Origin of the sequence: Pseudoalteromonas sp. APC 3495, assembly GCF_030407645.1 — a bacterium.
GTDB lineage: Bacteria > Pseudomonadota > Gammaproteobacteria > Enterobacterales > Alteromonadaceae > Pseudoalteromonas > Pseudoalteromonas tetraodonis.
In genome coordinates this window covers 144,526-170,011 of the sequence record NZ_JASDDA010000001.1, presented here as the reverse complement: position 1 = coordinate 170,011, position 25,486 = coordinate 144,526, and the positions used below count along the sequence as shown (strand labels likewise).

The 25,486-nt window shown below is 39.6% G+C and carries 24 protein-coding genes and 1 tRNA gene; 11 read left to right on the top strand and 14 right to left on the bottom strand.

All coding sequences use genetic code 11. From position 1 onward, the window contains the following. Positions 1–19: 19 nt before the first annotated feature. From QL984_RS00775 to QL984_RS00715, 13 genes are all read right to left on the bottom strand, one after another. Complete coding sequence (locus tag QL984_RS00775) at positions 20–2,341, bottom strand: MMPL family transporter (RefSeq protein WP_036954630.1); 2,322 nt, start codon at positions 2,339–2,341, stop codon at positions 20–22. Next, entirely contained in the window at positions 2,341–3,336 is a 996-nt protein-coding gene (locus QL984_RS00770) for a YCF48-related protein (RefSeq protein WP_036954627.1), read from the bottom strand. Before QL984_RS00770 ends, QL984_RS00775 begins: the two co-directional genes overlap by 1 nt. Before the next feature lie 124 nt (positions 3,337–3,460). Beyond that, positions 3,461–4,825: a DUF1329 domain-containing protein gene (locus QL984_RS00765; protein WP_008112052.1), complete on the bottom strand. Its 1,365-nt coding sequence runs from the start codon at positions 4,823–4,825 to the stop codon at positions 3,461–3,463. A gap of 13 nt (positions 4,826–4,838) precedes the next feature. Next, complete coding sequence (locus tag QL984_RS00760) at positions 4,839–6,935, bottom strand: DUF1302 domain-containing protein (protein WP_128583844.1); 2,097 nt, start codon at positions 6,933–6,935, stop codon at positions 4,839–4,841. A 253-nt stretch (positions 6,936–7,188) separates the two neighbouring features. Then, positions 7,189–7,410: a DUF2835 family protein gene (locus QL984_RS00755; protein WP_016900377.1), complete on the bottom strand. Its 222-nt coding sequence runs from the start codon at positions 7,408–7,410 to the stop codon at positions 7,189–7,191. Positions 7,411–7,413: 3 nt separating this feature from the next. Further along, a complete protein-coding gene (pepN, locus tag QL984_RS00750) occupies positions 7,414–10,008 on the bottom strand; it encodes an aminopeptidase N (RefSeq protein WP_138764348.1) in 2,595 nt (864 codons plus the stop codon). A gap of 50 nt (positions 10,009–10,058) precedes the next feature. Continuing rightward, positions 10,059–11,522, bottom strand: a complete 1,464-nt coding sequence (gene nhaC / locus QL984_RS00745) for a Na+/H+ antiporter NhaC (protein WP_171046538.1) — start codon at positions 11,520–11,522, stop codon at positions 10,059–10,061. A 179-nt stretch (positions 11,523–11,701) separates the two neighbouring features. Further along, on the bottom strand, positions 11,702–13,726 hold the full coding sequence (gene prc / locus QL984_RS00740) for a carboxy terminal-processing peptidase (protein ID WP_138764347.1): 2,025 nt from the start codon (positions 13,724–13,726) through the stop codon (positions 11,702–11,704). A gap of 27 nt (positions 13,727–13,753) precedes the next feature. Further along, positions 13,754–14,392: an RNA chaperone ProQ gene (gene proQ / locus QL984_RS00735; protein WP_090492478.1), complete on the bottom strand. Its 639-nt coding sequence runs from the start codon at positions 14,390–14,392 to the stop codon at positions 13,754–13,756. 16 nt (positions 14,393–14,408) lie between these two features. Beyond that, positions 14,409–14,687: a hypothetical protein gene (locus QL984_RS00730; RefSeq protein WP_008112039.1), complete on the bottom strand. Its 279-nt coding sequence runs from the start codon at positions 14,685–14,687 to the stop codon at positions 14,409–14,411. After that, on the bottom strand, positions 14,687–15,145 hold the full coding sequence (locus QL984_RS00725; RefSeq protein ID WP_008112037.1) for a GAF domain-containing protein: 459 nt from the start codon (positions 15,143–15,145) through the stop codon (positions 14,687–14,689). The genes QL984_RS00730 and QL984_RS00725 overlap by 1 nt, the downstream gene beginning before the upstream one ends. Positions 15,146–15,273: 128 nt before the next feature. Continuing rightward, complete coding sequence (locus tag QL984_RS00720) at positions 15,274–15,654, bottom strand: hypothetical protein (protein ID WP_008112036.1); 381 nt, start codon at positions 15,652–15,654, stop codon at positions 15,274–15,276. A 174-nt stretch (positions 15,655–15,828) separates the two neighbouring features. Beyond that, positions 15,829–15,919, bottom strand: a tRNA-Ser gene (locus QL984_RS00715). Between the two features lie 252 nt (positions 15,920–16,171). Between QL984_RS00715 and QL984_RS00710 the strand changes: the two genes are divergently transcribed. Genes QL984_RS00710 through QL984_RS00685 form a run of 6 tightly spaced genes read left to right on the top strand, consistent with a single transcriptional unit; the run spans position 16,172 to position 18,872 of the window. Continuing rightward, positions 16,172–16,837: a Bax inhibitor-1/YccA family protein gene (locus tag QL984_RS00710; RefSeq protein ID WP_128583846.1), complete on the top strand. Its 666-nt coding sequence runs from the start codon at positions 16,172–16,174 to the stop codon at positions 16,835–16,837. 55 nt (positions 16,838–16,892) lie between these two features. Continuing rightward, positions 16,893–17,246 carry a sulfurtransferase complex subunit TusD gene (gene tusD / locus QL984_RS00705; protein WP_036954613.1) on the top strand — a complete coding sequence of 118 codons (354 nt, stop codon included), beginning with the start codon at positions 16,893–16,895 and terminating at the stop codon, positions 17,244–17,246. Further along, a complete protein-coding gene (tusC, locus tag QL984_RS00700) occupies positions 17,243–17,599 on the top strand; it encodes a sulfurtransferase complex subunit TusC (RefSeq protein WP_008112028.1) in 357 nt (118 codons plus the stop codon). The genes tusD and tusC overlap by 4 nt, the downstream gene beginning before the upstream one ends. Continuing rightward, positions 17,596–17,862, top strand: a complete 267-nt coding sequence (locus QL984_RS00695; RefSeq protein ID WP_028835169.1) for a DsrH/TusB family sulfur metabolism protein — start codon at positions 17,596–17,598, stop codon at positions 17,860–17,862. Before tusC ends, QL984_RS00695 begins: the two co-directional genes overlap by 4 nt. 3 nt (positions 17,863–17,865) lie before the next feature. Then, positions 17,866–18,195, top strand: coding sequence for a TusE/DsrC/DsvC family sulfur relay protein (locus QL984_RS00690; protein WP_008112024.1), 330 nt, complete (start codon positions 17,866–17,868; stop codon positions 18,193–18,195). Further along, a complete protein-coding gene (locus QL984_RS00685; RefSeq protein ID WP_036954610.1) occupies positions 18,195–18,872 on the top strand; it encodes an rRNA large subunit pseudouridine synthase E in 678 nt (225 codons plus the stop codon). Before QL984_RS00690 ends, QL984_RS00685 begins: the two co-directional genes overlap by 1 nt. Positions 18,873–18,929: 57 nt before the next feature. On the opposite strand, the gene QL984_RS00680 is transcribed toward QL984_RS00685, so the two are convergent. Beyond that, entirely contained in the window at positions 18,930–20,204 is a 1,275-nt protein-coding gene (locus QL984_RS00680) for a diguanylate cyclase (protein ID WP_036954606.1), read from the bottom strand. Positions 20,205–20,671: 467 nt separating this feature from the next. On the opposite strand from QL984_RS00680, the gene mnmA reads away from it, so the two are divergent. From mnmA to QL984_RS00655, 5 genes are all read left to right on the top strand, one after another. Beyond that, positions 20,672–21,772: a tRNA 2-thiouridine(34) synthase MnmA gene (gene mnmA / locus QL984_RS00675; protein ID WP_008113585.1), complete on the top strand. Its 1,101-nt coding sequence runs from the start codon at positions 20,672–20,674 to the stop codon at positions 21,770–21,772. Continuing rightward, positions 21,772–22,374 (top strand): high frequency lysogenization protein HflD, encoded by a 603-nt coding sequence (gene hflD / locus QL984_RS00670; RefSeq protein WP_008113587.1) that lies wholly within the window; start codon positions 21,772–21,774, stop codon positions 22,372–22,374. Before mnmA ends, hflD begins: the two co-directional genes overlap by 1 nt. 31 nt (positions 22,375–22,405) lie before the next feature. After that, positions 22,406–23,776, top strand: a complete 1,371-nt coding sequence (purB, locus tag QL984_RS00665) for an adenylosuccinate lyase (RefSeq protein ID WP_024603065.1) — start codon at positions 22,406–22,408, stop codon at positions 23,774–23,776. Between the two features lie 80 nt (positions 23,777–23,856). Continuing rightward, positions 23,857–24,999, top strand: coding sequence for a cupin domain-containing protein (locus QL984_RS00660; RefSeq protein ID WP_036954602.1), 1,143 nt, complete (start codon positions 23,857–23,859; stop codon positions 24,997–24,999). A gap of 9 nt (positions 25,000–25,008) precedes the next feature. Beyond that, positions 25,009–25,467 (top strand): GNAT family N-acetyltransferase, encoded by a 459-nt coding sequence (locus QL984_RS00655; protein ID WP_036954600.1) that lies wholly within the window; start codon positions 25,009–25,011, stop codon positions 25,465–25,467. Positions 25,468–25,486: the final 19 nt, after the last annotated feature.

The window sequence follows — 25,486 nt, the reverse complement described above, 5'->3', positions numbered from 1 at the left end:
TGGAGCAAATTTATTCACCTTATTTTTTCTGGTCAGTCCAGAGCAAGCTGCCAATTGCAGGTAAAAGTAACACTGCGCCCAACATATTTACTAAAAACATGAAGGTAAGCAGAATTCCCATATCAACTTGGAACTTCAAATCAGAAAAAATCCACGTACTTACACCAATCGCTAATGTAATACCGGTAAATAACACCGCACTACCACGTTCAACTAATGCATTACGATAAGCAATACTCAATGGTACGTTTTGTTTTAACTGCCCCATCATCGATGACAAAATATAAATACCGTAATCAACACCAATACCTACACCCAGAGCAATCACTGGTAACGTTGAAACAGTCAGACCAATCTCAAGCTGTACCATCAGTGCTTGTGCAAGGGTTGATACTATGTACAAGGGTAATACCACCGCAATTGTTGCTTTTACACTCTTAAAACTAAGTAAGCATAAAATAATAACCGCACCGTATACATACAACATCATAGGTATTTGCGCTGCTGAAACAGACTCATTCGTTGCAGCCATAACACCAACTGGCCCTGACGCTAATTTAAAGGCAAGTTTATCTGTGCCCTCTTCATCAGCAAATTGTTTTACTTTTGCAATCACGTTATCAATTGTTTGTGCTTTGTGATCGTCTAAAAATATAATCACCGGCATTACCGAGCAATCACCGTTTAATAACCCTGTGCTTGTTTCCACACGCGACGTTGATTGCACTAAACTGGCAGAATTGCGCGGCAAACTTTGCCACTTTAAATTGCCCTCGTTGTACCCGGCATTGACTGATTGTGCCACTGAACTCAGGCTCACTGCTGACTGCACACCTGCTAAGTTTTCGACTTTATATTGAAAACGCGATATACGTTCCATTACATCATGCTCTGTACAGGCCGCAGGGTATGCTTCCACAATCACTTTTAAAATATCAGACGAAATGGTGTATTTGTCCGATATTAAAAAGGTATCTTGGTTGTAACGTGCATCTTGGTGCAACGATGGCGCACCCGCGTGTAAATCACCAATACGCATTTTATCTGCTTGCCAATAACCTAATGCAAATAAAACCAAGGTGAAACCTATGATCATTTTTGCTGTTTTAGGCTCGGTTGCTTTAACTAATAAATCGCGCATTGCATCGAGTATATTCGGTTTGTTGGCATCACCCGATTGAATATGGATGCTGTTTTCAAAACGCATATACGATGCCCATACAGGCAATAAAATAAGGTTAGTAAATATAATAACAGCCACCCCTAAACTTGCTGTAATAGCCAGTTCACGAATGATGCCGATATCTATGGTTAAAAGTGTTAAAAAGCCAACCGTATCTGATAACAACGCAATCCCACCTGGTACCAGCAAAGCTCTAAAGCTAGATTGACAACACACGGCGGTCGCTTTGCCCTCAGTGACTTTTTTACCAATGGCGTTGATCATCTGCACACCGTGGCTTACACCAATTGCAAAGACTAAAAAAGGAACTAAAATTGACATCGGATCAAGGCCAAAGCCTAAACTAGACAATAAGCCTAACTGCCAAATAACGGCAATAATAGAACACACAATTGGTAAAATAGTGAGTTTCAAGCTGCCACAAAATAGCCATACCATGACGAATGTAAACGCAATCGCGATGGCAAAAAATAAAACAACCCCTTTTGCACCTTCAGCGATATCGCCAGCCATTTTTGCAAAACCGATAATATGAATACTGATATTATCAGTACTTAAAGGTTCACGAATTTCGGTTTCTAATTTTTTTGCAAACGCAAGGGTGTCTAATTTTTCTTGTGTTTGCGGATCAGTCTCTAACAGTTGGGCGGTGACCATGGCACACGAATAATCGCTTGCTATCATACGACCAACTACTTTTGCCTTTTCAATATTTTCTTTTACAACGCCTAACCCTTGCTTGTCTGCTTTAAAGTTAGCTGGAATGATAGGGCCACCGGCAAAACCGTCTTCAACGACTTCAACAAAACGGGCACTGGGTGAAAAGATAGAATTTACTAAAGGACGATTTACCCCAGGAATAAAATAAAGCTGATCGTGCACTGCTTTTAATTGGGTAAAAAATTCAGGATTGAAAATATCTCCGCTGTCGTCACATACAGAAATTAAAATACTATTTGCACCACCGAACTGTTTCTCATGTTTAGTGTATACCTTCATGTATTCATGATTGAGCGGGATATTTTTATTAAATGACGCATCAAGTTGAATCTGTGTTGCTTTAAAAACCAACAAACAGGTAATTAGCACAAAACTTATGAGTACTACTGTGCGGTGCCTAAAAATCGCTTTTTCTAAGAAATCTAAAATTGCTTGCATTAAGGGGTCAACTCCTTCACTTTAATGCCATTTTCTGTCGCCATAATAAGTCTATCTTTAACAATTACACCATCAAGTATTGCTTTACCATCGGCCAATTGCTCGTATGACAGCTCATCACCTTTTAGATGAAAAATAACACCGCTATTAGCCAGTAATAGCCATTGTTTATTGTTGTAGTTGATAATGCTATTAATAGTGGCGGTTTTGTCATTTTCTAAATGCTGCCATTGTCCACTGTCGGTTTTATTTACGAAAATATTACCGCGTAGCCCCGCGACGATTTGTTGCGATGAATCAGAAGCAAAACCAAAAAACGAGCCAGGATAAATTTCATCTATCCGTTGCCATGTTTGGCCATCGTCATCACTTTTTGCCATTAAGCCCATCTCTCCCACTAGTATTAAACCCGTACTAGTCGGTTCTATGCGGTTAAAATGTGGCAAAATAGACGAGGTTTCTATTTCATACCCTTCGGGATCGGTTTCTTTTAAATCGTTTAAGTACGCTCTATCTTCACTAAATAACAGTGAATCTAAAAACCGTTTTTGCCAATGTTCGCCGCCATCACTGGTTTGATAAAACATACCGTAGGCGCCCACGGCATAACCATGTAAATCGTCTTTAAAATAAATATCTAAACAGGGTTTATCAAGTGAGGGCTTTGCTTGTTGTAACTGCCAGTTTTCACCACCGTCGGTGGTATTTATAATTGTGGCGTCATGTCCACATGCCCAGCCGAGAGAATCATTAGTAAATTCAACCGCCGTTAGTAATACTTGTGTAGGCACTGATTGTGCTTGTTGCCAATTGTTACCATCAACACTTTTAATTACCGTACCGTGCTTACCCACAGCAATGAGCCCTGCTGAGGTTTGTGTGATATCGGTAAGGAGTGTTTTATCTGCATTAATCGCGCTAATCGCACTTAAAGGTGCGTCTTGTGCAAAACTCGCACCGCTTAGGATCAGGCTGGCATAAACCAAATACTTCATAAATTAAATTCGCCTTGAACTGAGGATTTGTTTGTCTGTTATAAAGAGGAAAACCTGTGCGTTAATAGACAAACGCGATGTGAAAGAAAAAAGGCACCTAGGAAACTAGGTGCCTGCTTTTATACTATCTACCAGCGCGACGTAAAGCGCTCGATGTGAACTCATTATCATTAAATGACTGAGAAAAATCATACATCTTTTCTTGATTATCTAAACCAATGGCTAAGTAACGACGTGAGTTAAGGTCGTGGTATACCTCAAGCGTACTCCACTGAGTCGGTACTTCGTAGTAGTTAAGGCCATAAGCCATTGCTACACGATACAGTTGGTCGCGATTATCGTATATATCGGTAACATGTACTTGCCAGCTGTCTTCATCAATGTAGAACACACGTTTTTTATAAATATGGCGCGTGTCATCTTTTAAGTTCGCTTCAACAACCCACACACGGTGTTTTTCATAACGTGTATGCTCTGGGTTGATGTGGCCCGGCTTTAAAATATCATCATAGGTTAGCTTATCACTATGAAGCTTGTAGCTATTGTATGGGATGTAAAGCTCTTGCTTGCCTTTTAGCGTCCAGTTATAACGATTTGGTGAGCCGTTAAACATGTCAAAATCATCGGTAGTACGTAAGCTATCTGCTGCTGTACCCGGAGCATCATACGCTACATTAGGTGCACGACGAACACGACGCTGACCTGAATTATACGTCCACGCTTGACGTGGTGTTAATATTTGATCCATGGTTTCATGTACTAACAATGCCGTACCTGCCAAACGTGCTGGCTCTGTCACTTGCTGTTTAAACTTAAACAAAATATTAGAGTCTTGTAGTTCAGCCGGCGTTGCACTTGGATCAGAATATTTAACTAATAGTTGCTCATCAAAGCCAACATAGTTGTACGACCCCGATGCTGTTGGCGCTGCTTGACCACCGAAGCGCTCAATTGATTGACCACGATAGCGAAGTAAATGGTTCCAAATTGCTTCTAAACCCGTTTTAGGAATTGGAAATGGAATACCAATTGCTGTGTTCTTAATCCCGTTACCACCTTCAACTAATTCAGCTGTAGTAGCAAATTTCTTTGTCGCATCGTATACAAACTGTGGGTATGACGCTGAACGACGTGTTTTGTAAATAGGCATTTTAAACGTATCTGGGTACGCTTCAAATAATGCTATTTGCCCTGGGCTTAAATTTTCTTTGTACTTATCAATATTGCTTTTATCTATAGTAAACAATACTTCATCAGTTGCGTAAGGGTCTAAGTGGTGCATACCCGGCTCATAACCTGCTGGTGCAGCAGTAATACCGCCGTTCCACGCTGGGATTGAACCATCTGCATTAGCTGCTTTTTCTGCCCCAATTGGGCTTAGGTCTTTACCTAGACGCGCAGCTTCTTCTGGACTAATTTTAGCCAGTGCTGTGTGACTTGCAAACAAACTACAAAACGCTGTAGCAATGAGGGTAGGTTTTTTAATCATAATAATGTTACCCCTAGATAGAATATTTTAAGTTAAAAGAAACGTAATCTCGGTCAGAGAAAGTGTTGGTGTCGCCACCACCCCAAAATGAGTTGTAACTTACATCTAAAGACCATGCATTTTGGTAATTAAAGCTCATAGTAGCACCGAGTGACTTACGATCTTCAATGAATAAGAACATTGGATCAGGCGTATTACCATTAACATCATGCGAGAACACAAAACGAGGTGAGAAGTTAATACCATTGTAAATATTAAAGTAATCACCTTTGGCAATTAAGCGATAACCCCAAGACGACGCCGTAGCAAACGATTTTTGCTCAGGACCATTTGATAAAGCCACATGCAATGCAGAATAGTCTGAACTACCTGGGCCTTGCATAATACCGCTTCGACCAGTACCAGAAACATTTAAACGCATTTCATCGTATTCAGGCATATTGTTGATGCGAACACCACCAATTTCACCGACAACTGCCCAGCTATCAGCACCTAATGAAGGGCCGAATAAATGCGTTGCCGTAAACTGTAGTTGTGAAGTATTACGTTCAATGTAACCTTTAGCTAGCTCGCCTGGACCTACAACACTTGCAGCATCACCTTTACTCATTTGCGAAATACCCGCAAATTCAGGGCGTAAGCCGGCAATCGCTAATTGCTCAGGCATAGCTGCATAAAGTAATTCTACGTCATCGATTTGCAGTGGTTCGTCTTCACGGAAAGTGAATTCACCTGCAAACGCGGTTTCACCCAGCGAGGTATTAAAACTCAAACCATATAGTTTAATATCTTCAGGGTATTCGTTTGTCGCTTTAGCAAATGCTTTTAAGTCAGAGACGTTATCAGAGGTAATTTCAGTGGTGGCAATCATCGCTAAATCTTGTTGCAATGATGCTTGCGTGAAATTAGATACGCGGCCCGAAATAAGTGGACGGCGGCTGTGATAATTTACATGATAAAGTGCCACTTCTGTATCGTTCCACTCTGGTAAAAACATACCTAAGCGCAGACCATATTGACCGCCATCATCAGGTTCGGTTTTTCCATCATAGCCTTTACCTTTAAGGGCAACCTTAGTTGGGTACGCTAAGTACATATTGGCCAGTAATTGTTGTCCAGCTGCACTTGAAGGGTCAATACCTTGGCTCGCAGCCACTTGGCCATAAGTTGCCATCAGGTTATTCAAGTTATCTGTTAAAAACGCTAAGTCAATATCAGGATTTGAGGTAAAACCAAGCTGTACATTTTGTTGATAACCGTTTTCAGCCGCAAAATCATTGGTAGAAAAATAAGTCCCTGCTGCAGGTAAACGTGTTTCATGCCATTGATACTGATAAAAGCCCTCTAAGGTCATGTTTTCTGTAAGCCCTAATGAGGCCCACAACATACCAACCGGAATAAACGCTTCTTTTAGTTCAGCACCAGGTGCTTTTAATCGGTCAATATCAACCGGGTTTACGTTAATACCATGAGAGATTAATGTACTTTCCCCCCAGTTAACCACTTGTTGACCAACTCGAATAGAAAGCGGGTTTTTGCCTTCATTTAAATCAAAGTTTGCCCACACATACGCATCAAGTAAACGAATGTCAGCACAGCTTTGCTCTTTAGTATCATCATCATCACACGGATCTACACCCTGACCAGATGTTGGATTAACGTAGGCACGATCGCCGTCCATTAATTCAAAATCATAAAAATACATAAAACGAGTAAATAAGCCGTAGTTATCTTTACTTATTGATAGGTCATGCGTGCCTTTTAATAGCTTTGAAAAAGTTTCGCCGCTATCAAAGTTTAAATCGCCTGCATCACCATTATTTGAGTAAGAGCCCGGTTGAGCCCAGACATCTTGAGATGAATAAATTGTATTGATTGCTGGGTTATAACCTGTCCAATCAAATGATGGGTTATTACTTTTACCAATGAGGTTAAAGTCACGGTCTTCTACGCGAATACTTTGCCCATAAGAAAAAGTAGAGTCGAAAGCGATATCAAAACCGCCTACCTCAAATGTTGCAGCCTGTGTCTGTGCTGCTGATAAACCGATAGCCGCAGCTGTTAAGCCGAGTACTATTTTATTTTTAACAAAAAGCGATCTTCTTATCATTTTGGTTCCCCCCTGTCGCGGGTATTTTTTGTGTGATCAAGTTATTGTTTTTAGTGTAATCGTAACGATAGAAGCGAATTAAACAAATTACAAATGGTCGCCTTCAATCAGTTATAAGTTTTTTATTTGTTTAACGTTTACGTATTGGTAAGACGTCATACCAGATAATTTATACACGTAAATTAACAATAGAACAAATCGAAATTAACAAAAAGGCAATATTTGTGTATATCTATATCACAAAAAACAACAGCTAGGCTACTCGTTCGAGACGGATGAACTTGTTTTCATTACTTAAAATAAGTCTAAACCGACCACGAATACCTAAACTAGACATGAAGGGCCGAAGATAATGCGCAGCAAAACGAATTGTTTTGCCGCTATCAGCTGTTACTTGAATTGAGCTATACCGGCCATGGTAATAATCCATGCACTCGTTATAGCTCAAATTTATATAAAAATAATGTTCTATCATGATTTATTGTAAAGCTTTTTCAACCTTTTCAAATAAATCATCGCTTAACCCTTCTAAATTCGAAAGGCGCTCTAATTGCGCTTTCATTGCACTGGCACGGGTTTCATCATAGCGACGCCATGACATAAACGGCGTTAACATACGTGATGCATTTTGCGGGTTAATCGCATTAAGCTTAATTAATAAATCGCCAAGTAATGTATAACCTTGACCATCTAGACGATGAAATTGTGCGGTATTAAAGTGCGAAAAACTCCCCACTAATGCACGAACTCGATTCGGATTTGAAAAATCAAAACATGGATGTGTATACAAGGCCTTAATTTTCTCAATGGCATCATCAGCGCTATTCATTGCTTGTAAAGCAAACCATTTATCCATTACGAGTACATCATGGCGCCATTGGCTGTCAAAATGCGCAAGTAATTGATTTGATAATGGGTGCGCAGCTTTAACTACACTACTCAAAGCGCCAAGCACATTAGTCATATTTGTTGATGCTGCTGCCTGCTCAATTAAGCTTGCCGCCTTAGCACTGTCTGTTTTTGCTAAATAGTGCAAGCAAAGTTGTTTTAAAGCGCGAATAGCCACCGCTTTGGCACTCACACTACCATCATCGGTGATTGCCTGATAACAACTTAAAAACTCAGTATGTAGTTGTTTGGCAATTTGTTGTTCGAATAGCTCAATATTGGCAATAATGTCATCAACCGGAATAACGTCAAACTCCGCAGCTAAAGTATCAAAACTAGGCAGTTTTAAGAGTTCAGCAATCAGCGCTAAATCACCCTCTCGTTGCGATATTAGCACCCTAAGTGCATCAATAACGGCATCGCTTAGTGGTGCATTACTAGCTGAAATAACGTTTGCCTTGAGTGCATTAATAAACAATTGTTGTTGTGCATCCCAGCGTGAAAAGTCACTGCGTGCAAAACGCATAATATGTAATAAATCAGCTTCAGTGATCTGTTGATTCAAAATACACGGTGCTGAAAAATCTTCTAGCAATACGGCGGTTGGACTGTGTTCAATATTATCAAAATGAAATGTTTGTTTAGCTTGAGTAACATTTAATACGCTATCAACCTTTTTACCTTGGTATTGCAATGCAATACTTTGGCCTTGCTGATCTAAAAGTTCAATCGCAAAAGGAATATGTAACATCGCATTATCAGGCTGATTCAGGGGCGCAAGTTGCTCTATAGTGAGCGTGAAGATTTGTGCACTTTCATCATACGCTTTGGTAACGTTTAAACGTGGTGTCCCACACTGATTATACCAACGCTTAAATTGTGATAAATCAATTGATGATGCATCACTCATTGCCGCAACAAAATCATCGCAGGTAACCGCTTGGCCATCATGACGCTGAAAATACAGTGTCATGCCTTTTTGAAAATTTTCCTCACCCAACAATGTATGCATCATACGAATAACTTCAGCCCCTTTGTCATACACTGTAACGGTGTAAAAGTTATTCATTTCGATGACTTTTTCTGGGCGTATTGGGTGTGCCATTGGGCCGGCATCTTCGCTAAATTGATGAGTGCGCATCACTTTTACCGCGTCAATTCTATTTAGCGCACGAGAGCCTAAATCACTGCTAAACTCTTGATCTCTAAATACCGTTAAACCTTCTTTTAAAGACAGCTGAAACCAATCACGACAAGTTACACGATTTCCGGTCCAGTTATGAAAGTACTCGTGGCCAACAATAGACTCAATGGTGTGGTAATCTTTATCGGTTGCCGTTTCTTGATTTGCCAGCACACATTTGCTGTTGAAAATGTTTAACCCTTTATTTTCCATTGCTCCCATATTGAAGAAATCAACGGCAACAATCATATAAATATCAAGGTCATACTCTAAATTAAAACGTGACTCATCCCAAGCCATCGCTTTTTTAAGCGACGTCATAGCATGCTCTGTTTTAGGTAAGTTTCCTTTATCGACAAATAACGCTAGGGTGACATCCTTACCACTGCGGGTAGTGTATTTATCGTGTAAAACATCAAAGTCCCCTGCCACTAGAGCAAACAAATAACTCGGCTTTTTGAACGGATCTTGCCATTTTACAAAATGGCGTCCATCTTGCGTTTCACCACTGTCCACTTGGTTACCATTAGAGAGCAAATGCGGAAATGCCGTATCGGCAATAATAGTGACATCAAAAGTTGAAAGTACATCAGGACGATCCATGTAGTAGGTTATTTTTCTAAACCCTTGCGCTTCACATTGAGTACAATAAGCGCCTCCCGATAAGTACAATCCCTCAAGTGATGTGTTTGTTTGCGGTGAAGTTTGCGTCACTATGCTTAACTGACATTCATCAGGCAGATTATTAATGATTAATTGCTGATTTATTATTTTATAATCTGTGAGCTCTGCACCGTCAATAGATAAAGAGATCAAAGTTAAGTCAATGCCATCTAATACCAGGGGGGCATTTGAATCACCCACGCGTTTAAGCGTTAATAAAGCATTTACTTGAGTCGTTAATGGCTGTAAGTCGAAAGTCAGCTCAGTATGCTCGATTGAAAAATCGGGGGCTTTATAGTCTTTTAAATATTCTGCTTGAGGTTTTTGTAGTTCAGTCATGATCACTCCAAAAAAATAGCCCCTTTTAGTTATAAAAGGAGCTACTTAAATTAAGCCGTTTGCTTAGGCTTGATACGCAGTATCTTAATACCTAAGTAAGCATAAATAACGGCTAAGAAAGGATTTATAAGGTTGAAAAATGCATAAAGTGCATAATCAAACGGATTGATTAATAGGACACTTTGCATATACGCACCACAGGTATTCCATGGTATGAGCGGGCTGGTAATTGTGCCACCATCTTCTAGTGTGCGTGACAAATTAACTGGCTTTAACCCGCGCTTTTTATATTCTTCTTTAAACATTCGCCCAGGTACAACAATAGCAATATACTGATCGGCTGCGATAATATTGGTACCAATACAGGTAGCAATAGTTGAAGCAATTAATGAACCGGTACTTTTTGCGATTTTAAGAATACTTTTAACAAATATATCAAGTAGACCCGTTTTTTCCATAATCGCACCAAACATAAGTGCCGTCATGATCAACCATGTGGTTGTTAGCATGCCTGACATGCCACCGCCACTGAGCAACGAGTCCATTTTTTCATCACCGGTACTAATAATAAAACCGTCAAAAAAGGTGGTCCAAACCAGTTTAAAGTAACCAACAAACTCGCCTTGAGTCATATCTATTTGGTTAGCAATTAAATCAGATTGAAATAACAATGCCCATACAGCCCCTATTACAGCACCAATAGAAATAGCCGGAAACGCTGGCATTTTTCTTATTGCTAAAACTAGTAACACGATTAAAGGCACCAACATTTCTAAACCAATATTAAAGTTTTGTTGAAGAATTGATGTTATTTCATCAATTTGACCCGACTCGCCTGCCGCGGTGGCATTGAACCCCATAAATACAAAAATGATTAATGCAATCACAAAGCTTGGAACAGTTGTCCATAACATATGATGAATGTGTTCAAATAAATCAGCGCCAGCAACAGCCGGTGCTAAATTGGTTGTTTCTGACAATGGGCTAAGCTTGTCGCCAAAGTAAGCGCCTGATATAACTGCACCGGCGGTAACCGTCGGCTCTAGGCCAAGTCCAGAAGCAACGCCAAGTAATGCGACACCTATGGTCGCTGCCGTGGTCCACGAACTACCAATACTCATTGCTACAATGCCACAAATTAAACAACTCGCGGCGTAAAACCAGCTAGGGTTGATAATTTGTAAGCCGTAATAAATTAAGGTCGGAACCGTTCCTGATAATAACCATGTTCCGATAAGTGCCCCCACCATGAGTAAAATTAAAATAGCGCTAAGAGATAAGGTAATTCCCTCAATCATTGCATCTTCTAATTTTTTCCATGTGTAGCCATTTTTTAAACCAATCAGTGCTGCAGCAAAAGTTGCAAACAGTAATGCAATTTGATTCGGGCCTGATGATGAATCATCGCCAAATAGGTACACGGCGGCACCTAACAAACAAATTAATACAGCAATTGGAATGAGTGCATCAAAAAGTGTGGCACTTTTAAGTGGTTTTTCTTCAATGGGCTTCAAAATATAGACTCCTACACACATTCGATGCATGTTGATTATTTTTATTAGCACGTACGCGCATTTATTGAGCAGTGTTGATCTAGCTCAACTTTTGGTAATCTGCGATTATAACAATTTAGCAAATTATCGATAGTAAAAAAGGCGCCTAAGCGCCTTTTTTTTAACGAGCAAAGCCTTAATTAGCGCTTAGCCATACGACCGTATCTAATATAATCTTGCGTTATTAGTGCCGCTTCTTCAAGGAATGGGTCGAGCTTTTCAATCACCTCTGGTACATCGTCAAGGTTTTCTACTGGCTCTTTACCTAAACGTTTTAAACGCTCGTTAGTACGAGCTAATGCACGTGCCTCATTTTCTTCTTTTTCTTTAATACGTTTTTTCTCAACTAAAGAAATCGTTTTACGATCTTTTTCTTCGTTGTAACGGGTAATATCTTCAAATACATAATTAAATTCAGGCTCTGTTTTAATTCGCTCATCATGTTGTTTTTCAAGATGACTGATGACCGGATCTAAACGCCCTATTTGTTTATACTGTGCTTGTACTATGCTATCCCATGGCAATGCATTGTCTTGTTTGCTTTCGCCCCACTCAGCTGGGTCAATGGCAGATGGGAACGTAATATCTGGGATCACACCTTTATGCTGCGTACTGCCGCCGTTAATACGGTAAAACTTAGCAATGGTGTATTGCACACTGCCTAGTGGGTTATCGTATAAATCATAAGCGCGTGCGAGGCCTTTATGCTGCTGCACAGTGCCTTTACCAAAGGTTTGTTCACCAATAATAACTGCGCGGCCATAGTCTTGCATTGCCGCTGCAAATATTTCAGATGCAGACGCGCTGTATCTATCAACAAGTACCGTCAGTGGGCCATCGTAATAGGTAATGCCATCACGGTCTTTTTGCTCTTCAATGCGATTATTTAATGTATGAATTTGTACCACTGGGCCTTGATCAAAAAACAAGCCTGACAATTGCGTCGCTTCATATAGCGAACCACCGCCGTTTTGACGTAGGTCTATAATAATACCGTCAACTTTTTGCTCTTTTAATTTAGCAAGTTCTACTTTTACATCTTTAGAAAGGTTGTTGTAAAAGCCAGGGATTTCGATTACCCCTATTTTACTAGTCAGATCTGAATAGCTGGCTTCAAATACTTCTGATTTTGCTGCTCGGTCTTCCAGACGAATTTTATCACGGGTTATCTCAACTACCTTTGGCGTACCGTGAGCATCTGCACCCTTTAAATATTGTAAACGTACTTTAGTGCCTTTAGGGCCTTTTATAAGATCAACCACGTCATCTAAACGCCAACCAATAACATCAACAAACTCTTCGCCCTCTTGAGCCACACCAATAATGCGATCATCGGCTTTAATCTGCTCAGATTTGTCTGCAGGGCCTCCTGGAACTAGACTACGAATAACCGTGTAGTCTTCATCAGGCGTTAATACTGCGCCAATCCCCTCAAGCTCTAAGTCCATGTCCATTTTAAATTGTTCAGCACGACGAGGTGACAAGTATGAAGTATGCGCTTCAATACTGCGTGCTAGCGAGTTCATTACAATTTGAAATGCGTCTTCAGATTTTGACTGAACAAGTCGTTTTTCTGCGTTTTTATAGCGCTTAGTCAACACCTCTTTAATGCCTGGCCAATCTTTGCCAGTCATTTTTAAACGCAGTGCATCATATTTTACCCGTTCGCGCCAAATTTCATCAAGCTCAGCTTGGGTAGTTGCCCACGGCGCATCTTCGCGGTCATAAAAATATTCATCTTCTTCGTCAAACGTCATTTCGTTTTCAAGTAGCGACAGTGAAAATTCATAACGTTCAAAACGACGTTTAAGGCTTAAGTTGAAAATATCAAACGTAAACCCTAACTGGCCGCTAAGCAGCGCGTTATCAAAACGGTTACGATATTGCTCAAATGAGTCTACATCGCTTTTTAAAAACACGCTTTTATTAAAATCAAGGGATTCGATGTAACGATCAAATACTTTACTCGAAAGCTCATCGTTAAATCGAACGGGTGTGTAATGTGAACGAGTAAATAGATTAGCCACTCGTTTGCTGGCTGTACCGTGCTGACTTTCTTGTTTTAACAAGGGTAAGTCTTCTAATGTTACCGGCTCTACTGCAGCAAATAACGAACCTGAAAACAGCGCAGCAACTAACGGAATGAGCGTAAACTTTTTACTCATACACAACTCCTTAATTTTTTTCGCAACTTAAATAATGTATAAGCTGTCGGCTTTGGTTTTTACTTGCATACCTGTCACTAGTTCAACGTGAACATCGTCTTTGTTTACTTCAGTGATTACTGCATTAACAAGTGCTTGGCCAAGTTTAACTTTAACCTTGTTATTAACCTTGACCTCGCCTGCAGGTAAAGGTTCAACTTTTCCTGAACGCTTAGGCGCAGCGGCTTTGGTAGGTTTTGCTGCAGCTGATGGATTTTTAGCTGAATGCGCTGGCTTCTTCTTAAAAGATTTTGCATCTGAGTCTTGACGTGGGCGTTGCTGCTTTTTGCGCTTTGCCATTTTAGCACGGCTTTCTTCCAACGCTTTTTGTGCGTGGTCGATATGCTCTTGCTCAACTTTCTCGCCTTGATTTCCGTCAAGATCAATACGGAACTCAGATTTAGTAACCGCTTCAAGATAGCGCCAGTTAGATGTGTATTTTCTAAGTGCTTGGCGTACTTGTGTTTTACTAACTTTTTCAGACCCTTCAATACGCTCAGCGATATCTTTAAAGATACCTACTTTAAGCGGCTGAATGCCTTCTTTTTGTTTAAAACATTGTGGAAATTCTTGGTATAAGAACTCCAATACTTCATTAATATCTTTTAGCTTGTTTGTGGTTTCCATTTTAGAACCTATTTAATCACATCTTTTCATCAAGGGCAGAATCAACATAGTGGATGCTCCAATCAACTAACTCTTCAAAGTCAGTTTCAATCACAGCCATATCACCACGTAAATGTTCCCAAATACCATTTATAATTTCATCAATTGAATCACAGTCTAAATCATCAGGTAGACGATCCCAGGCCATGTGAATCAAATCATTGAGCGTTTCCGCTACATGTTCTTCTTCACCTTCCCAATCACCTACATCTTGAACGGCGAATAGGTAATCTTGAACATTTAGCAAATCTTTCATTACAGGCTAGCCTCTAAGCATTTTACAAGTGCTTCAAGCCCTGCTTGGTCATCAGTATCAAATCGGCCAATACTTGGGCTATCTATATCAAGTACCGCAAATACACGGCCGTTTTTCATGATAGGTACAACTATCTCAGAATTTGACGCCGCATCACAGGCTATATGACCGTCAAACGCATGCACATCTGAAATTAACTGGGTTTGCTCGGTTGCCGCAGCAGTGCCACATACCCCTTTCCCTACCGGAATACGAATACAAGCTGGATTGCCTTGAAATGGACCAAGTACCAATTCTGTCGGTGAATCCATAAAATAAAAGCCCGCCCAATTCACATCTTCTAAAGAAGTAAATAACAGCGCGCTAATATTTGCCATATTGGCAATTATGTTTGATTCACCGCCTATCAGCGATTCAGTTTGCTTAACTAATGACTGGTAAAAATCGTGCTTTTGCATACCAAACTACTTCTTATTAAACATACAGTAGCTAAAGGTACTCTTTGTCACTAAAAATTGAAACCTTTTGCGGGTAAAAAAAAGGAAATTACATGGTTTTACGACACACTTGATTAAATATTCTGCAATTAGCTTTGTACCGATTTACGCAAGCCAAATAAAAACAGTCCTGCAGCAAATCCCGACATCACACTATTGATTAAAAATATCTCGCCAGTAGTCGCACTAAGCAGATAGCTAAAAATAGCGCCACCCAGTAAGCCAAGAGTTAATACCCCAGAATAATTCACCTTAGAATACTTAAACATAAGTAAGTAGCCTGGCACCACAAACGCAGCCATTGTTAACCCTACTATGTGGGCATTAGCAATGGCCGTCATCAATAGTCCTAAAAAGATAGACACCGCGTCACCACGCATAGTCAATGCGTAATATATTCCTAGCATACTGCCGATAATAACAGGAGATAATAATGAAAGTGCGACGCTTTTAGCAAGTTGATGTTTCATAGTAAGAACCTTAAATACACAAGCATAAATCTTATTTCTTAGCATGCCCTAAGAGCTGTAGCTTATAAATAGAGACTATGGTCGTATTTTTTAACTAAATATACTTGGTTTTGAGGTTAGGTATAGCGAAAATTAGACACAAAAAAGCCCGCTAATAAGCGGGCTTTAATATAATGGTGGAGAGATAGGGATTTGAACCCTAGAGGGGCTATAAACCCCTGCCGGTTTTCAAGACCGGTGCATTCGACCACTCTGCCATCTCTCCGCACGGCCTGAATAATAGGGAAACCCATGGGCTTTGTGAAGCTTTTTTTTCAATTATTTGTTCAAGTGATTAAAAAACAACTAATTTGTTTAAACATAAAGCAAAAAGGGCGATTCCTATACGCCGAGTGAACTTTTATTTAAATTTAGTTGTCTATTGATCTACAAAGGTTTGCCCAAACATATAAGAGTTGGTAATCTAATTTTAGTTAAATTACAGGAACTACTTAGTTTCACTTACAGGAGCTCTACAATGGCATTTAATCAATCGTACAATACTGCAAAGCCGGTAATGTCGACCATTGAAACAAACAAAGTGCTTAAAAACACTTATTTTCTACTTGCAATGACACTTGCATTTAGTGCCGTCACCGCCGGCATTTCAATGGCACTGCAATTACCTTATTTCATGGGACTAGTGTTCACTCTGGTTTCGTTTGGCCTTCTTTTTGTTGTAAACAAAAAAGCCGACACAGCATCTGGTGTATTTTGGGTGTTTGCGTTTACAGGATTAATGGGAGCTGGTTTAGGCCCACTCCTTAATCACTATGCACAATTACCTAATGGCCCTATGCTAATTATGCAAGCGCTAGGTTCTACGGCGTTAATCTTCTTTGGTTTATCTGCTTATGCACTTAACACTAAAAAAGATTTCTCGTTTATGGGTGGTTTTTTAACTGTGGGCTTAATTGTGGTTATCGTGGCAAGTATTGTAAATATTTTCCTAGGTAGCTCTTTAATGTTTATTGTACTAAACGCAGCTGTGGTATTAATCATGTCTGGCCTAATTTTGTTCGATACGAGCAGAATCATCAATGGCGGCGAAACGAATTATATCCGCGCAACGGTTTCTTTATACCTGAGCGTTTATAACTTATTTACGTCTTTACTTGCGTTACTTGGCGCAAATAATGACTAATTAAATAGTTCTGTTAAAATAGCCCCTTTATTGGGGCTTTTTTATTGGAATAGTTTTGGCACGCTTTGTACTTTCTTTACATACTCCACCATCGGATCACGATACCACACAGCGAATTGTTAAATTTGCTCACGCCTGTTTAGCACAAGGGCATAGTGTTGATGCAATATTTTTATACCAAGATGGTATCTATCATGCTTCAACGCATTTTGAACTTGCCTCAGATGAGCTCAATTTATCCTCACTTTGGCAGCAGCTAGCCGACAAAAATATTAATTTAATGCTGTGCGTTACCGCAGCTGAAAAGCGTGGCTTAGATATGCAAAATACTGGTGTATTCGCTGTAGCAGGCCTCGCTGAATTTGCTATGTTAGCCAGTGAAGCAGATAAATGGATACAATTTAAATGATTAATGTACTCGTTATTAGTCAATCAAGTCCATTTGATGACATGCATATTCGCGATGCACTCGATATGACGCTTATTTTTGCCGCAGTTGATCAAAATATAAGTTGGTTGTTTAGCGGCCCTGCGGTGTTAGCTCTTAAAAAAAATCAAAGCCCGAATAGTTTGGGACTTAAAGATTTTTTTAAAAATATTAAAACCCTAGAAATATATGATGTTGACAATATCTACGTGTGTGAGAAGTCACTCATTGACTACGGTTTAAGTAAAAATGAGCTACTTATTGAAGTAAAAACCGTTAACTTTAATGCCCAAAAACAGTTAATTCAAAATCAGCAGCACGTGGTAACGCTATGAGCACTTTACATATATTTTCAAAACCGCTGAATTACTACAGTGCAAACAGTCTCGATAATCTGATTATGCTAACAGACTCGGTTTTATTAGTGGGTGATGCCTGTTTTGCTAAAGGGCAATACAGGCAATTTGCCGATTCGCTTTATATTTTAAAGGACGATGCAGCGGCGCGTGGTATCTCTTTAAATTTGAATGATAAAGCGATTAGCTATGATGAGTTCGTTACCCTAAGTTTATCATCTAAACAATCAATTACTTGGTGATTTATGCTTGAATTTAATAATCAAACAATAGACACAGATAAGCAAGGTTACCTGCTAGATCATACTGATTGGTCTAAAGAATTGGCCGATGTTATTGCACAACATGAAAGCATTATATTAACCGAGCAGCATTGGGAAGTTGTTAACTTTGTGCGCGCATTTTATCTTGAATACAACACCAGTCCAGCCATTAGAATGTTAGTCAAAGCGATGGCTAAAGCGCTCGGTGAGGATAAAGGTAATAGCATGTACTTGTATAAACTTTTTCCAAAGGGACCGGCCAAACAAGCCACTAAAATTGCGGGCTTACCTAAACCTGCACGGTGTATTTAATGAAACAAAAAGCTAAAAACACGTCATCTTCAACAAGTAAACGCAATACAGGTCGTACATATTCGCGCAGTGCTGTAAAAAAGAGCCCGATAAAAAGAGCAATTAAGCCGCAGATAGCCCAAAGCGATAAAAAAGTTATTTTATTTAACAAACCTTATGATGTCCTTTGCCAATTCACAGACGAGCAAAATAGACAAACACTGGCTAATTTTATTCCTATTAAAGATGTTTATGCTGCGGGTCGCTTAGACAGAGACAGTGAAGGCTTGTTATTATTGACCAATTGCGGGAAATTACAAAATACCTTAACCGCTCCTGGTAAAAAAACCAACAAAACGTACTGGGTACAAGTTGAGGGGGTGCCTACAGAAGCATCTATTGATGCGCTCAGTCAAGGGGTCGAACTCAAAGATGGATTAACCTTACCTGCACAGGTAAAGTTAATCGATGAACCAGCGCTTTGGCCACGCACTCCCCCAGTGAGAGAACGTAAATCAATTCCTACATCTTGGTTGAGTATCACTATAAACGAGGGGAAGAACCGTCAAGTTCGACGAATGACCGCACACATTGGCCACCCAACGTTACGGTTAATTCGCTATAGTATTGGTAAATACACACTCGATGGAATTGAAACAGGTCAATATAAAACCAGTGGACCACCAACCAACAGTTAATACTTTACGTTAGCCTTTGCTTATCTGGTATTAAAAGCAAAGGTTAAACATGCTGTGTTATTCATGCCTTCCTAAGGCAATACAATTTCTGCCCTGCCTTTTTGCATAATACAGCGCACTATCCGTTGCTTTAAAGAAATCGACATGGTTAGTTTTTTCGCCATGTTTTACCGTATGAACTCCCATACTCACAGAGAGAAAGCCAGTAAAACTATCTTCATGAGCTATCGCTAAATCTTCAATAGATTTTTGTATTTGTTCTGCAATAAAGAGTGCACCTTGATTATCTGTTTGTGGGAGTAAAACAACAAACTCTTCTCCGCCATAGCGCGCTACAAAGTCCTCAGGACGACTGACTGTTTCTGCTAGTTTTTGCGCTACGCTATGTAAACACTTATCCCCGGCAATATGACCATACCTATCATTAAATTTTTTGAAATTATCTATATCAATAATGATCATAGAAAGTTGAGTATTTACTTTTATCAGTTTTTTAAATTCAGCATGTAATTTTTCGTCAAAACGGCGTCTGTTGGCAATTTTAGTCAATGAGTCTAAAAAGGCCATATCGCTGAGTATCTCTTGAGTTTTCAAACGCTCCGTCGCATCGTTAAATACAGCAATAAATTCACTTTCTACACTAATACCTGACACTTGCATTATCACTTTTGAGCCATCTTTACATACAATTTGATAGTCATTAGCAGGAATATCGTCATTATTTTTATTTGCCTGCGCTAAAGACTCACCCCACATCGTTTGAGCCGACTCTCTATAACTAGGCTCAGGATACGCGGCTTTCCACCACTGTTTTAAATTAGGGATATCATCAATTGTATAGCCAAATACATCTACAAAGCGTTGATTAAGCTTTAAAATATCGCCGGTTACCATACAAACATTACACACGGGCAAAGGCAAAATAGTAAATAATTTTGCATAATGGCTCAGCTCATGTTTTCGCATTGGATGTTCAGTTGCACTACTAACAAAACGCTGCTGTTCAACGTGTTTCATTTCAAGAGAAGCATTCATAGTGGCAACAAAATGCCATTCTAACCACCACTTTTCTAGCTGCTTTAAAATGACTTGTTGAAAGGGATTAATAAAGTCTAAAGAATGTTCAATGAGTCTAAATAGCGCTGAAATAGGGTTGGGTTCTTCAAAGCGGTAAGGACGAGGAACCCTAATGGTTTGATAAAACAGTTGGTAAGCTGATTCTTTAACGTTATGTGGTAATTGTTCTGCTACTAAGCAATCATCGCGTTGTAACTTTGTTGATAACTCAACAACGTAAGATTTTACCTTTTGTGCTTGAGAAGCATAATTCATATATTCATTCCATTGACTATATTATAAATACTTATTTGAGTGTTTATTCAATTTAAACTCATCTAAAGGTATTGCATAATCATTTGGTTGTAAAGGTTTGTTAATGAACAATAATAAATATATTCTTTGATATTCTATAAACAGTACTAACACCTTAAATAAACAACATTTACTCATCATTTATAACTTAAATGAGTGTTTATAATTTAATGGCCTGACATCTTGGACCTGTTGTTCTTTGCAAATTAAAATGTGTTCAAACAAAGGGGCTATAATAGCACCGCAAAATGTGTAATCTAATCGACTAAGTAAAAATCGACTAACAAGGAGTAAATCATCCCTAACCAACATAAAAAAAAGCAACAAAATCTATTCAATAGCCCTTCCTCTCTTTAAGCACTTACAAAATACATGCTATAATCGCGGCCTTTCCAAGTTAACAGTAATCTGTATAAGCGAAATTATTCATGAGCGAAAATAGTCACATTAAAGTCATCGTTGGTATGTCCGGCGGTGTTGATTCTTCTGTATCTGCATATTTATTAAAACAACAAGGCTACCAAGTAGAAGGCTTGTTTATGAAGAACTGGGAAGAAGATGACAATGATGAATATTGCGCTGCCGCTGAAGATTTAAAAGATGCCCAAGCTGTCTGTGACAAATTAGGTATTGAACTTCATACCGTTAACTTTGCAGCGGAATACTGGGACAACGTATTCGAATACTTTTTAGCTGAGTACAAAGCTGGTCGCACACCTAACCCAGACATCATGTGTAACAAAGAAATTAAATTTAAAGCCTTTTTAGAATTTGCGGCTCAAGCACTTGGTGCTGACTTTATAGCAACGGGCCACTACGTGCGTCGTGAGCTCAGAGATGATAAATATGTTATGTGCCGTGGCCTAGATGATAATAAAGACCAAAGCTACTTTTTGTACACATTGAGTCATGAACATATCGCGCAAACGCTGTTCCCTGTCGGAGATATTGCCAAGCCAGAAGTGCGCCGTATTGCTGAAGAGCAAGATTTAATTACCCACGATAAAAAAGACAGTACTGGTATTTGTTTTATTGGTGAGCGTAAATTTAAAGATTTCTTACAAAAATTCTTACCTGCCCAACCTGGTGTTATTGAAGACACAGATGGTAACAACGTTGGTGAACATGAAGGTTTAATGTACCACACCTTAGGTCAGCGCAAAGGCTTGTTAATTGGTGGTATGAAAGAAGGCTCAGGCGAACCTTGGTATGTTGTAGACAAAGATGTTGAACGCAATGTATTGATTGTGGGTCAAGGTAAAAATCACCCTCGCCTTTACAGTAATGGCCTAAATGCCAACCAATTACACTGGGTAGATCGTGTCGGTCCTCAAGGTACTACTCGTTGCACCGTAAAAACACGCTACCGTCAAGAAGACCTAAGCTGTACCTTGTTAGTTGGTGAAGATGGTATGGCACGCGTATTATTTGATGAGCCACAAAAAGCGGTAACCCCAGGACAATCTGCCGTATTTTACGCTAATGAAGTGTGTTTAGGTGGTGGTATTATTGACTCGGTGATCAAATAATGAATCAACATCAAGTCATGGCGCTTGCTGCCATGTGCCAAGTGGCTAAGCAAGTTCAGAAGGTTGCCCAATATGGCCGCGCTGATGAACAAGATTTATCGATTTTATTATCAAGTATTGTGCAAACCTCGCCAGCTTCCCCAGAAGATGTTTATCAAGGTGAGCATAACTTACGTGACGGCTATAAAACATTGATGGCACAACTGAGTGCCGGTGCTCAAAAAGATGTAGAAATAGTCAAATATGTAGGTGGTTTAATGCAGTTAGAGCGTGCCCTTAGTGCTAACAGTAAAAGCCTCAATGAATTAGGTAAACGTATTGATGATATTCATCGTCGTTTAGATCATTTTGCTATTACCGATGACAGTGTTGTTGCCGGTTTAGCAGATATATACTCGTCGGTGCTAAGCCCCCTTGGGCACCGAATTCAGGTTTATGGTAAACCCGAGTTATTAAAACAGCAGCTCACGCAAAATAAAATCCGCGCATTACTTTTAGCCGGAATTCGCAGTGCAGTATTATGGCGACAAATGGGCGGCAAACGTCGTCATTTCTTTTTTGCGAAAAGAAAAATTCTCGCCATAGCTAAAACAAAAATTTAATTATCGTTCAAACTAAAATTTAGGAGTTATTATGGAGCTTTCAGCGTTAACGGCTATCTCTCCGGTTGATGGTCGCTACGGCAGCAAAACCACTGAACTACGCAGTATTTTTAGCGAATTTGGATTAATCAAATACCGCGTAACCGTTGAAGTGCGTTGGTTGCAAGCGTTAGCTGCAGCAAGCGAGATTAAAGAAGTCCCCGCTTTTAGCGACGAAGCAAATGCGCTGTTGAATGCAATTGTAGATAACTTCTGTGAAGCTGATGCTCAGCGGGTTAAAGACATCGAACGCACGACAAACCATGATGTTAAAGCCGTAGAGTATTTACTAAAAGAAAAAGTAGCTGATAATGCTGAGCTACACGCAATTAACGAATTTATTCACTTTGCCTGTACTTCTGAAGATATTAATAACCTATCTCATGGTTTAATGTTAACTGAAGCGCGTAACCACGTCGTTTTACCTTATTGTGATGAGTTATTAAGCGCCATTAAAGAAAAAGCAATTGAGTACAAAGCCATTCCAATGATGACTCGTACACATGGACAGCCTGCAACGCCTTCGACTATGGGTAAAGAGTTTGCAAATGTTTACATGCGTTTAAAGCGTCAACGTGACCAAATTGCACAAGTAGAAATGCTAGGTAAAGTAAACGGTGCTGTGGGTAACTACAATGCACATCTAAGTGCGTACCCTGACTACGATTGGCATACCCACGCCGATAAGTTTGTAACTAGCCTAGGTTTAACACTCAACCCGTTTACCACGCAAATTGAACCGCATGATTACATAGCAGAGCTTTTTGATGCAATTGCACGCTTTAATACCATTTTGCTCGATTTTGACCGCGATATGTGGGGCTACATTGCACTTAATCACTTTAAGCAAAAAACCATTGCCGGTGAAATTGGCTCATCAACTATGCCACACAAAGTGAACCCGATTGATTTTGAAAACTCAGAAGGTAATTTAGGCTTAGCCAATGCTATCTTTGGTCATTTAGCACAAAAACTACCTGTGTCTCGCTGGCAACGTGATTTAACTGACTCAACCGTATTACGTAACTTAGGTGTAGGTATGGGTTATGCGGTAATTGCATACCAATCAACCCTTAAAGGTGTAAGCAAACTTGAAGTAAACGAGCAACGTTTGGCAGATGAGCTTGACCAAAACTGGGAGCTGCTCGCTGAACCAATTCAAACCGTTATGCGTAAATACGGTATTGAAAAACCATATGAAAAGCTAAAAGATTTAACCCGTGGTAAACGTGTAAATCAAGAAATTATGGCTGATTTCATCGATGGTTTAGACCTACCAGAAGCTGCAAAAATTGAAATGAAAAAACTAACGCCGGCTAACTACATTGGTCGCGCTGTTAAGTTTATTGATGATTTAGTTTAATCACTCAAATCTACTAATAAAAAGCGAAAGGTACCTGCCTTTCGCTTTTTTCATTTAGGTCTTAACGTTATAGGCATTCTATGTATCAATTAAAAATAAATGAATTATCAGAGCAAGCGTTTTTAAGTCAATATTGGCAAAAAAAACCACTGTTGATCAAAGCTGGTTTTAAAGATTTTCAAGATCCACTTGATGCGAATGAACTCGCAGGCCTTGCTATGGAAGACAGCATAGAATCGCGCATTATTACTAACCACAATCAACAATGGCAATCGCATCAGGGACCATTTGACGATTTTGAAATACTCACTGATCAGCACTCGACACTACTCGTGCAAGCAGTGGATCATTGGCACCCAGAAGCTGCTCAGTTACTTGAACCTTTTCGCTTTATACCTAATTGGCGAATAGATGATTTGATGATCAGCTACTCAACCCCAGGTGGCGGTGTTGGCCCACACCTAGACCAATACGATGTATTTATTATTCAAGGTGAAGGTAAGCGCCATTGGCGGGTAGGATTACCCGACCCAACACTAAAACAATTTGCTCAAAATAAAACATTACTGCAAGTTGAAGCTTTTAGTGCAGTAATTGATTGTATTTTGGAGCCCGGTGATATTTTATATATACCACCCGGTTGTCCTCATGAAGGCTATGCGGTTGAGAATGCACTTAACTATTCAGTCGGTTTTAGAGCACCTAATCAACAAGATTTACTTTCAAGTTTTGCTGATCATATTATCGACACAGAAAGCGGCCAAAAAAGGTATACCGACCATACCCTCGCCCTACGTGATTCCAAAGGTGAGCTAACCCAAAGCGAAGTCGATAAAGTAAAAACGTTAATGCAAGCATTGCTAGAAGACGAGAGTTTATTTAAACACTGGTTAGGTAATACCCTTAGCCAACCTAAGCATGATATGGACTTAGCCCCTGAAGAAGACCCATTTAGTGTCGAACAAATACAACAACTGCTTGAAAACCAAGTAACATTTGAGCGTTTAGGGGGCACACGTGCTATTTATCAATGTATGGATGCAGAGTTACTTCTAAGTATCAATGGCGAAAACTACGCTTTACCCTTATCAGATTTAGAAGCGGTAAAACAGCTTACTGATTTTATTGAATTTGATAGCAGCGTGCTTAATGCAACCACACCTAGCCTAGATTTTATCGAAACTTTTACTACACTGGTTAATGAGGGTATTTGGTTTAGCTAGGAGGAGGTCATGGTTTATACCGTTGACAAAGTTGATTGGCAAAGTGAAAAAAGTCAACTGCAACATATAAGGGAGCGAGTGTTTGTATATGAGTTACATATTCCTAAACGTATTGAGTTTGATAACTTAGATGCACTCGCTCAACATATTCTGGTCACCGATAATATGCACTCACCTGTTGCCACAGGTCGATTATGTAATGATGGTTTAATTGGTAGAATCGCCGTATTGCCGCAGCATCGCAACCGTCATGTTTATAAGTCACTGCTTAATTTCATTGTTAAATTAGCAGCGGAGCAAGGTATTGAAGCAATCAGTATTAATTGTATTTTAAACGAAGTAGAACGATTCAAAAATAATGGGTTTACTGTGCAAGGCCACGTCTTTATGGAAGCAGGTATCCCAAGGCAACGTATGCAGTGCCCTATTGCATGCTTTGAAACACGACCATTTACTTTAGTGCATTAACGAAAAAACGAGCCACTTG

Bases quoted from the DNA above. Each gene is read 5' to 3' on its own strand.
- QL984_RS00775 (WP_036954630.1), bottom strand. From the start codon at position 2,341: ATGCAAGCAATTTTAGATTTCTTAGAAAAAGCGATTTTTAGGCACCGC.
- QL984_RS00770 (WP_036954627.1), bottom strand. From the start codon at position 3,336: ATGAAGTATTTGGTTTATGCCAGCCTGATCCTAAGCGGTGCGAGTTTT.
- QL984_RS00765 (WP_008112052.1), bottom strand. From the start codon at position 4,825: ATGATTAAAAAACCTACCCTCATTGCTACAGCGTTTTGTAGTTTGTTT.
- QL984_RS00760 (WP_128583844.1), bottom strand. From the start codon at position 6,935: ATGATAAGAAGATCGCTTTTTGTTAAAAATAAAATAGTACTCGGCTTA.
- QL984_RS00755 (WP_016900377.1), bottom strand. From the start codon at position 7,410: ATGATAGAACATTATTTTTATATAAATTTGAGCTATAACGAGTGCATG.
- pepN (WP_138764348.1), bottom strand. From the start codon at position 10,008: ATGACTGAACTACAAAAACCTCAAGCAGAATATTTAAAAGACTATAAA.
- prc (WP_138764347.1), bottom strand. From the start codon at position 13,726: ATGAGTAAAAAGTTTACGCTCATTCCGTTAGTTGCTGCGCTGTTTTCA.
- proQ (WP_090492478.1), bottom strand. From the start codon at position 14,392: ATGGAAACCACAAACAAGCTAAAAGATATTAATGAAGTATTGGAGTTC.
- QL984_RS00730 (WP_008112039.1), bottom strand. From the start codon at position 14,687: ATGAAAGATTTGCTAAATGTTCAAGATTACCTATTCGCCGTTCAAGAT.
- QL984_RS00725 (WP_008112037.1), bottom strand. From the start codon at position 15,145: ATGCAAAAGCACGATTTTTACCAGTCATTAGTTAAGCAAACTGAATCG.
- QL984_RS00720 (WP_008112036.1), bottom strand. From the start codon at position 15,654: ATGAAACATCAACTTGCTAAAAGCGTCGCACTTTCATTATTATCTCCT.
- QL984_RS00710 (WP_128583846.1), top strand. From the start codon at position 16,172: ATGGCATTTAATCAATCGTACAATACTGCAAAGCCGGTAATGTCGACC.
- tusC (WP_008112028.1), top strand. From the start codon at position 17,243: ATGATTAATGTACTCGTTATTAGTCAATCAAGTCCATTTGATGACATG.
- QL984_RS00695 (WP_028835169.1), top strand. From the start codon at position 17,596: ATGAGCACTTTACATATATTTTCAAAACCGCTGAATTACTACAGTGCA.
- QL984_RS00690 (WP_008112024.1), top strand. From the start codon at position 17,866: ATGCTTGAATTTAATAATCAAACAATAGACACAGATAAGCAAGGTTAC.
- QL984_RS00685 (WP_036954610.1), top strand. From the start codon at position 18,195: ATGAAACAAAAAGCTAAAAACACGTCATCTTCAACAAGTAAACGCAAT.
- QL984_RS00680 (WP_036954606.1), bottom strand. From the start codon at position 20,204: ATGAATTATGCTTCTCAAGCACAAAAGGTAAAATCTTACGTTGTTGAG.
- mnmA (WP_008113585.1), top strand. From the start codon at position 20,672: ATGAGCGAAAATAGTCACATTAAAGTCATCGTTGGTATGTCCGGCGGT.
- hflD (WP_008113587.1), top strand. From the start codon at position 21,772: ATGAATCAACATCAAGTCATGGCGCTTGCTGCCATGTGCCAAGTGGCT.
- purB (WP_024603065.1), top strand. From the start codon at position 22,406: ATGGAGCTTTCAGCGTTAACGGCTATCTCTCCGGTTGATGGTCGCTAC.
- QL984_RS00660 (WP_036954602.1), top strand. From the start codon at position 23,857: ATGTATCAATTAAAAATAAATGAATTATCAGAGCAAGCGTTTTTAAGT.
- QL984_RS00655 (WP_036954600.1), top strand. From the start codon at position 25,009: ATGGTTTATACCGTTGACAAAGTTGATTGGCAAAGTGAAAAAAGTCAA.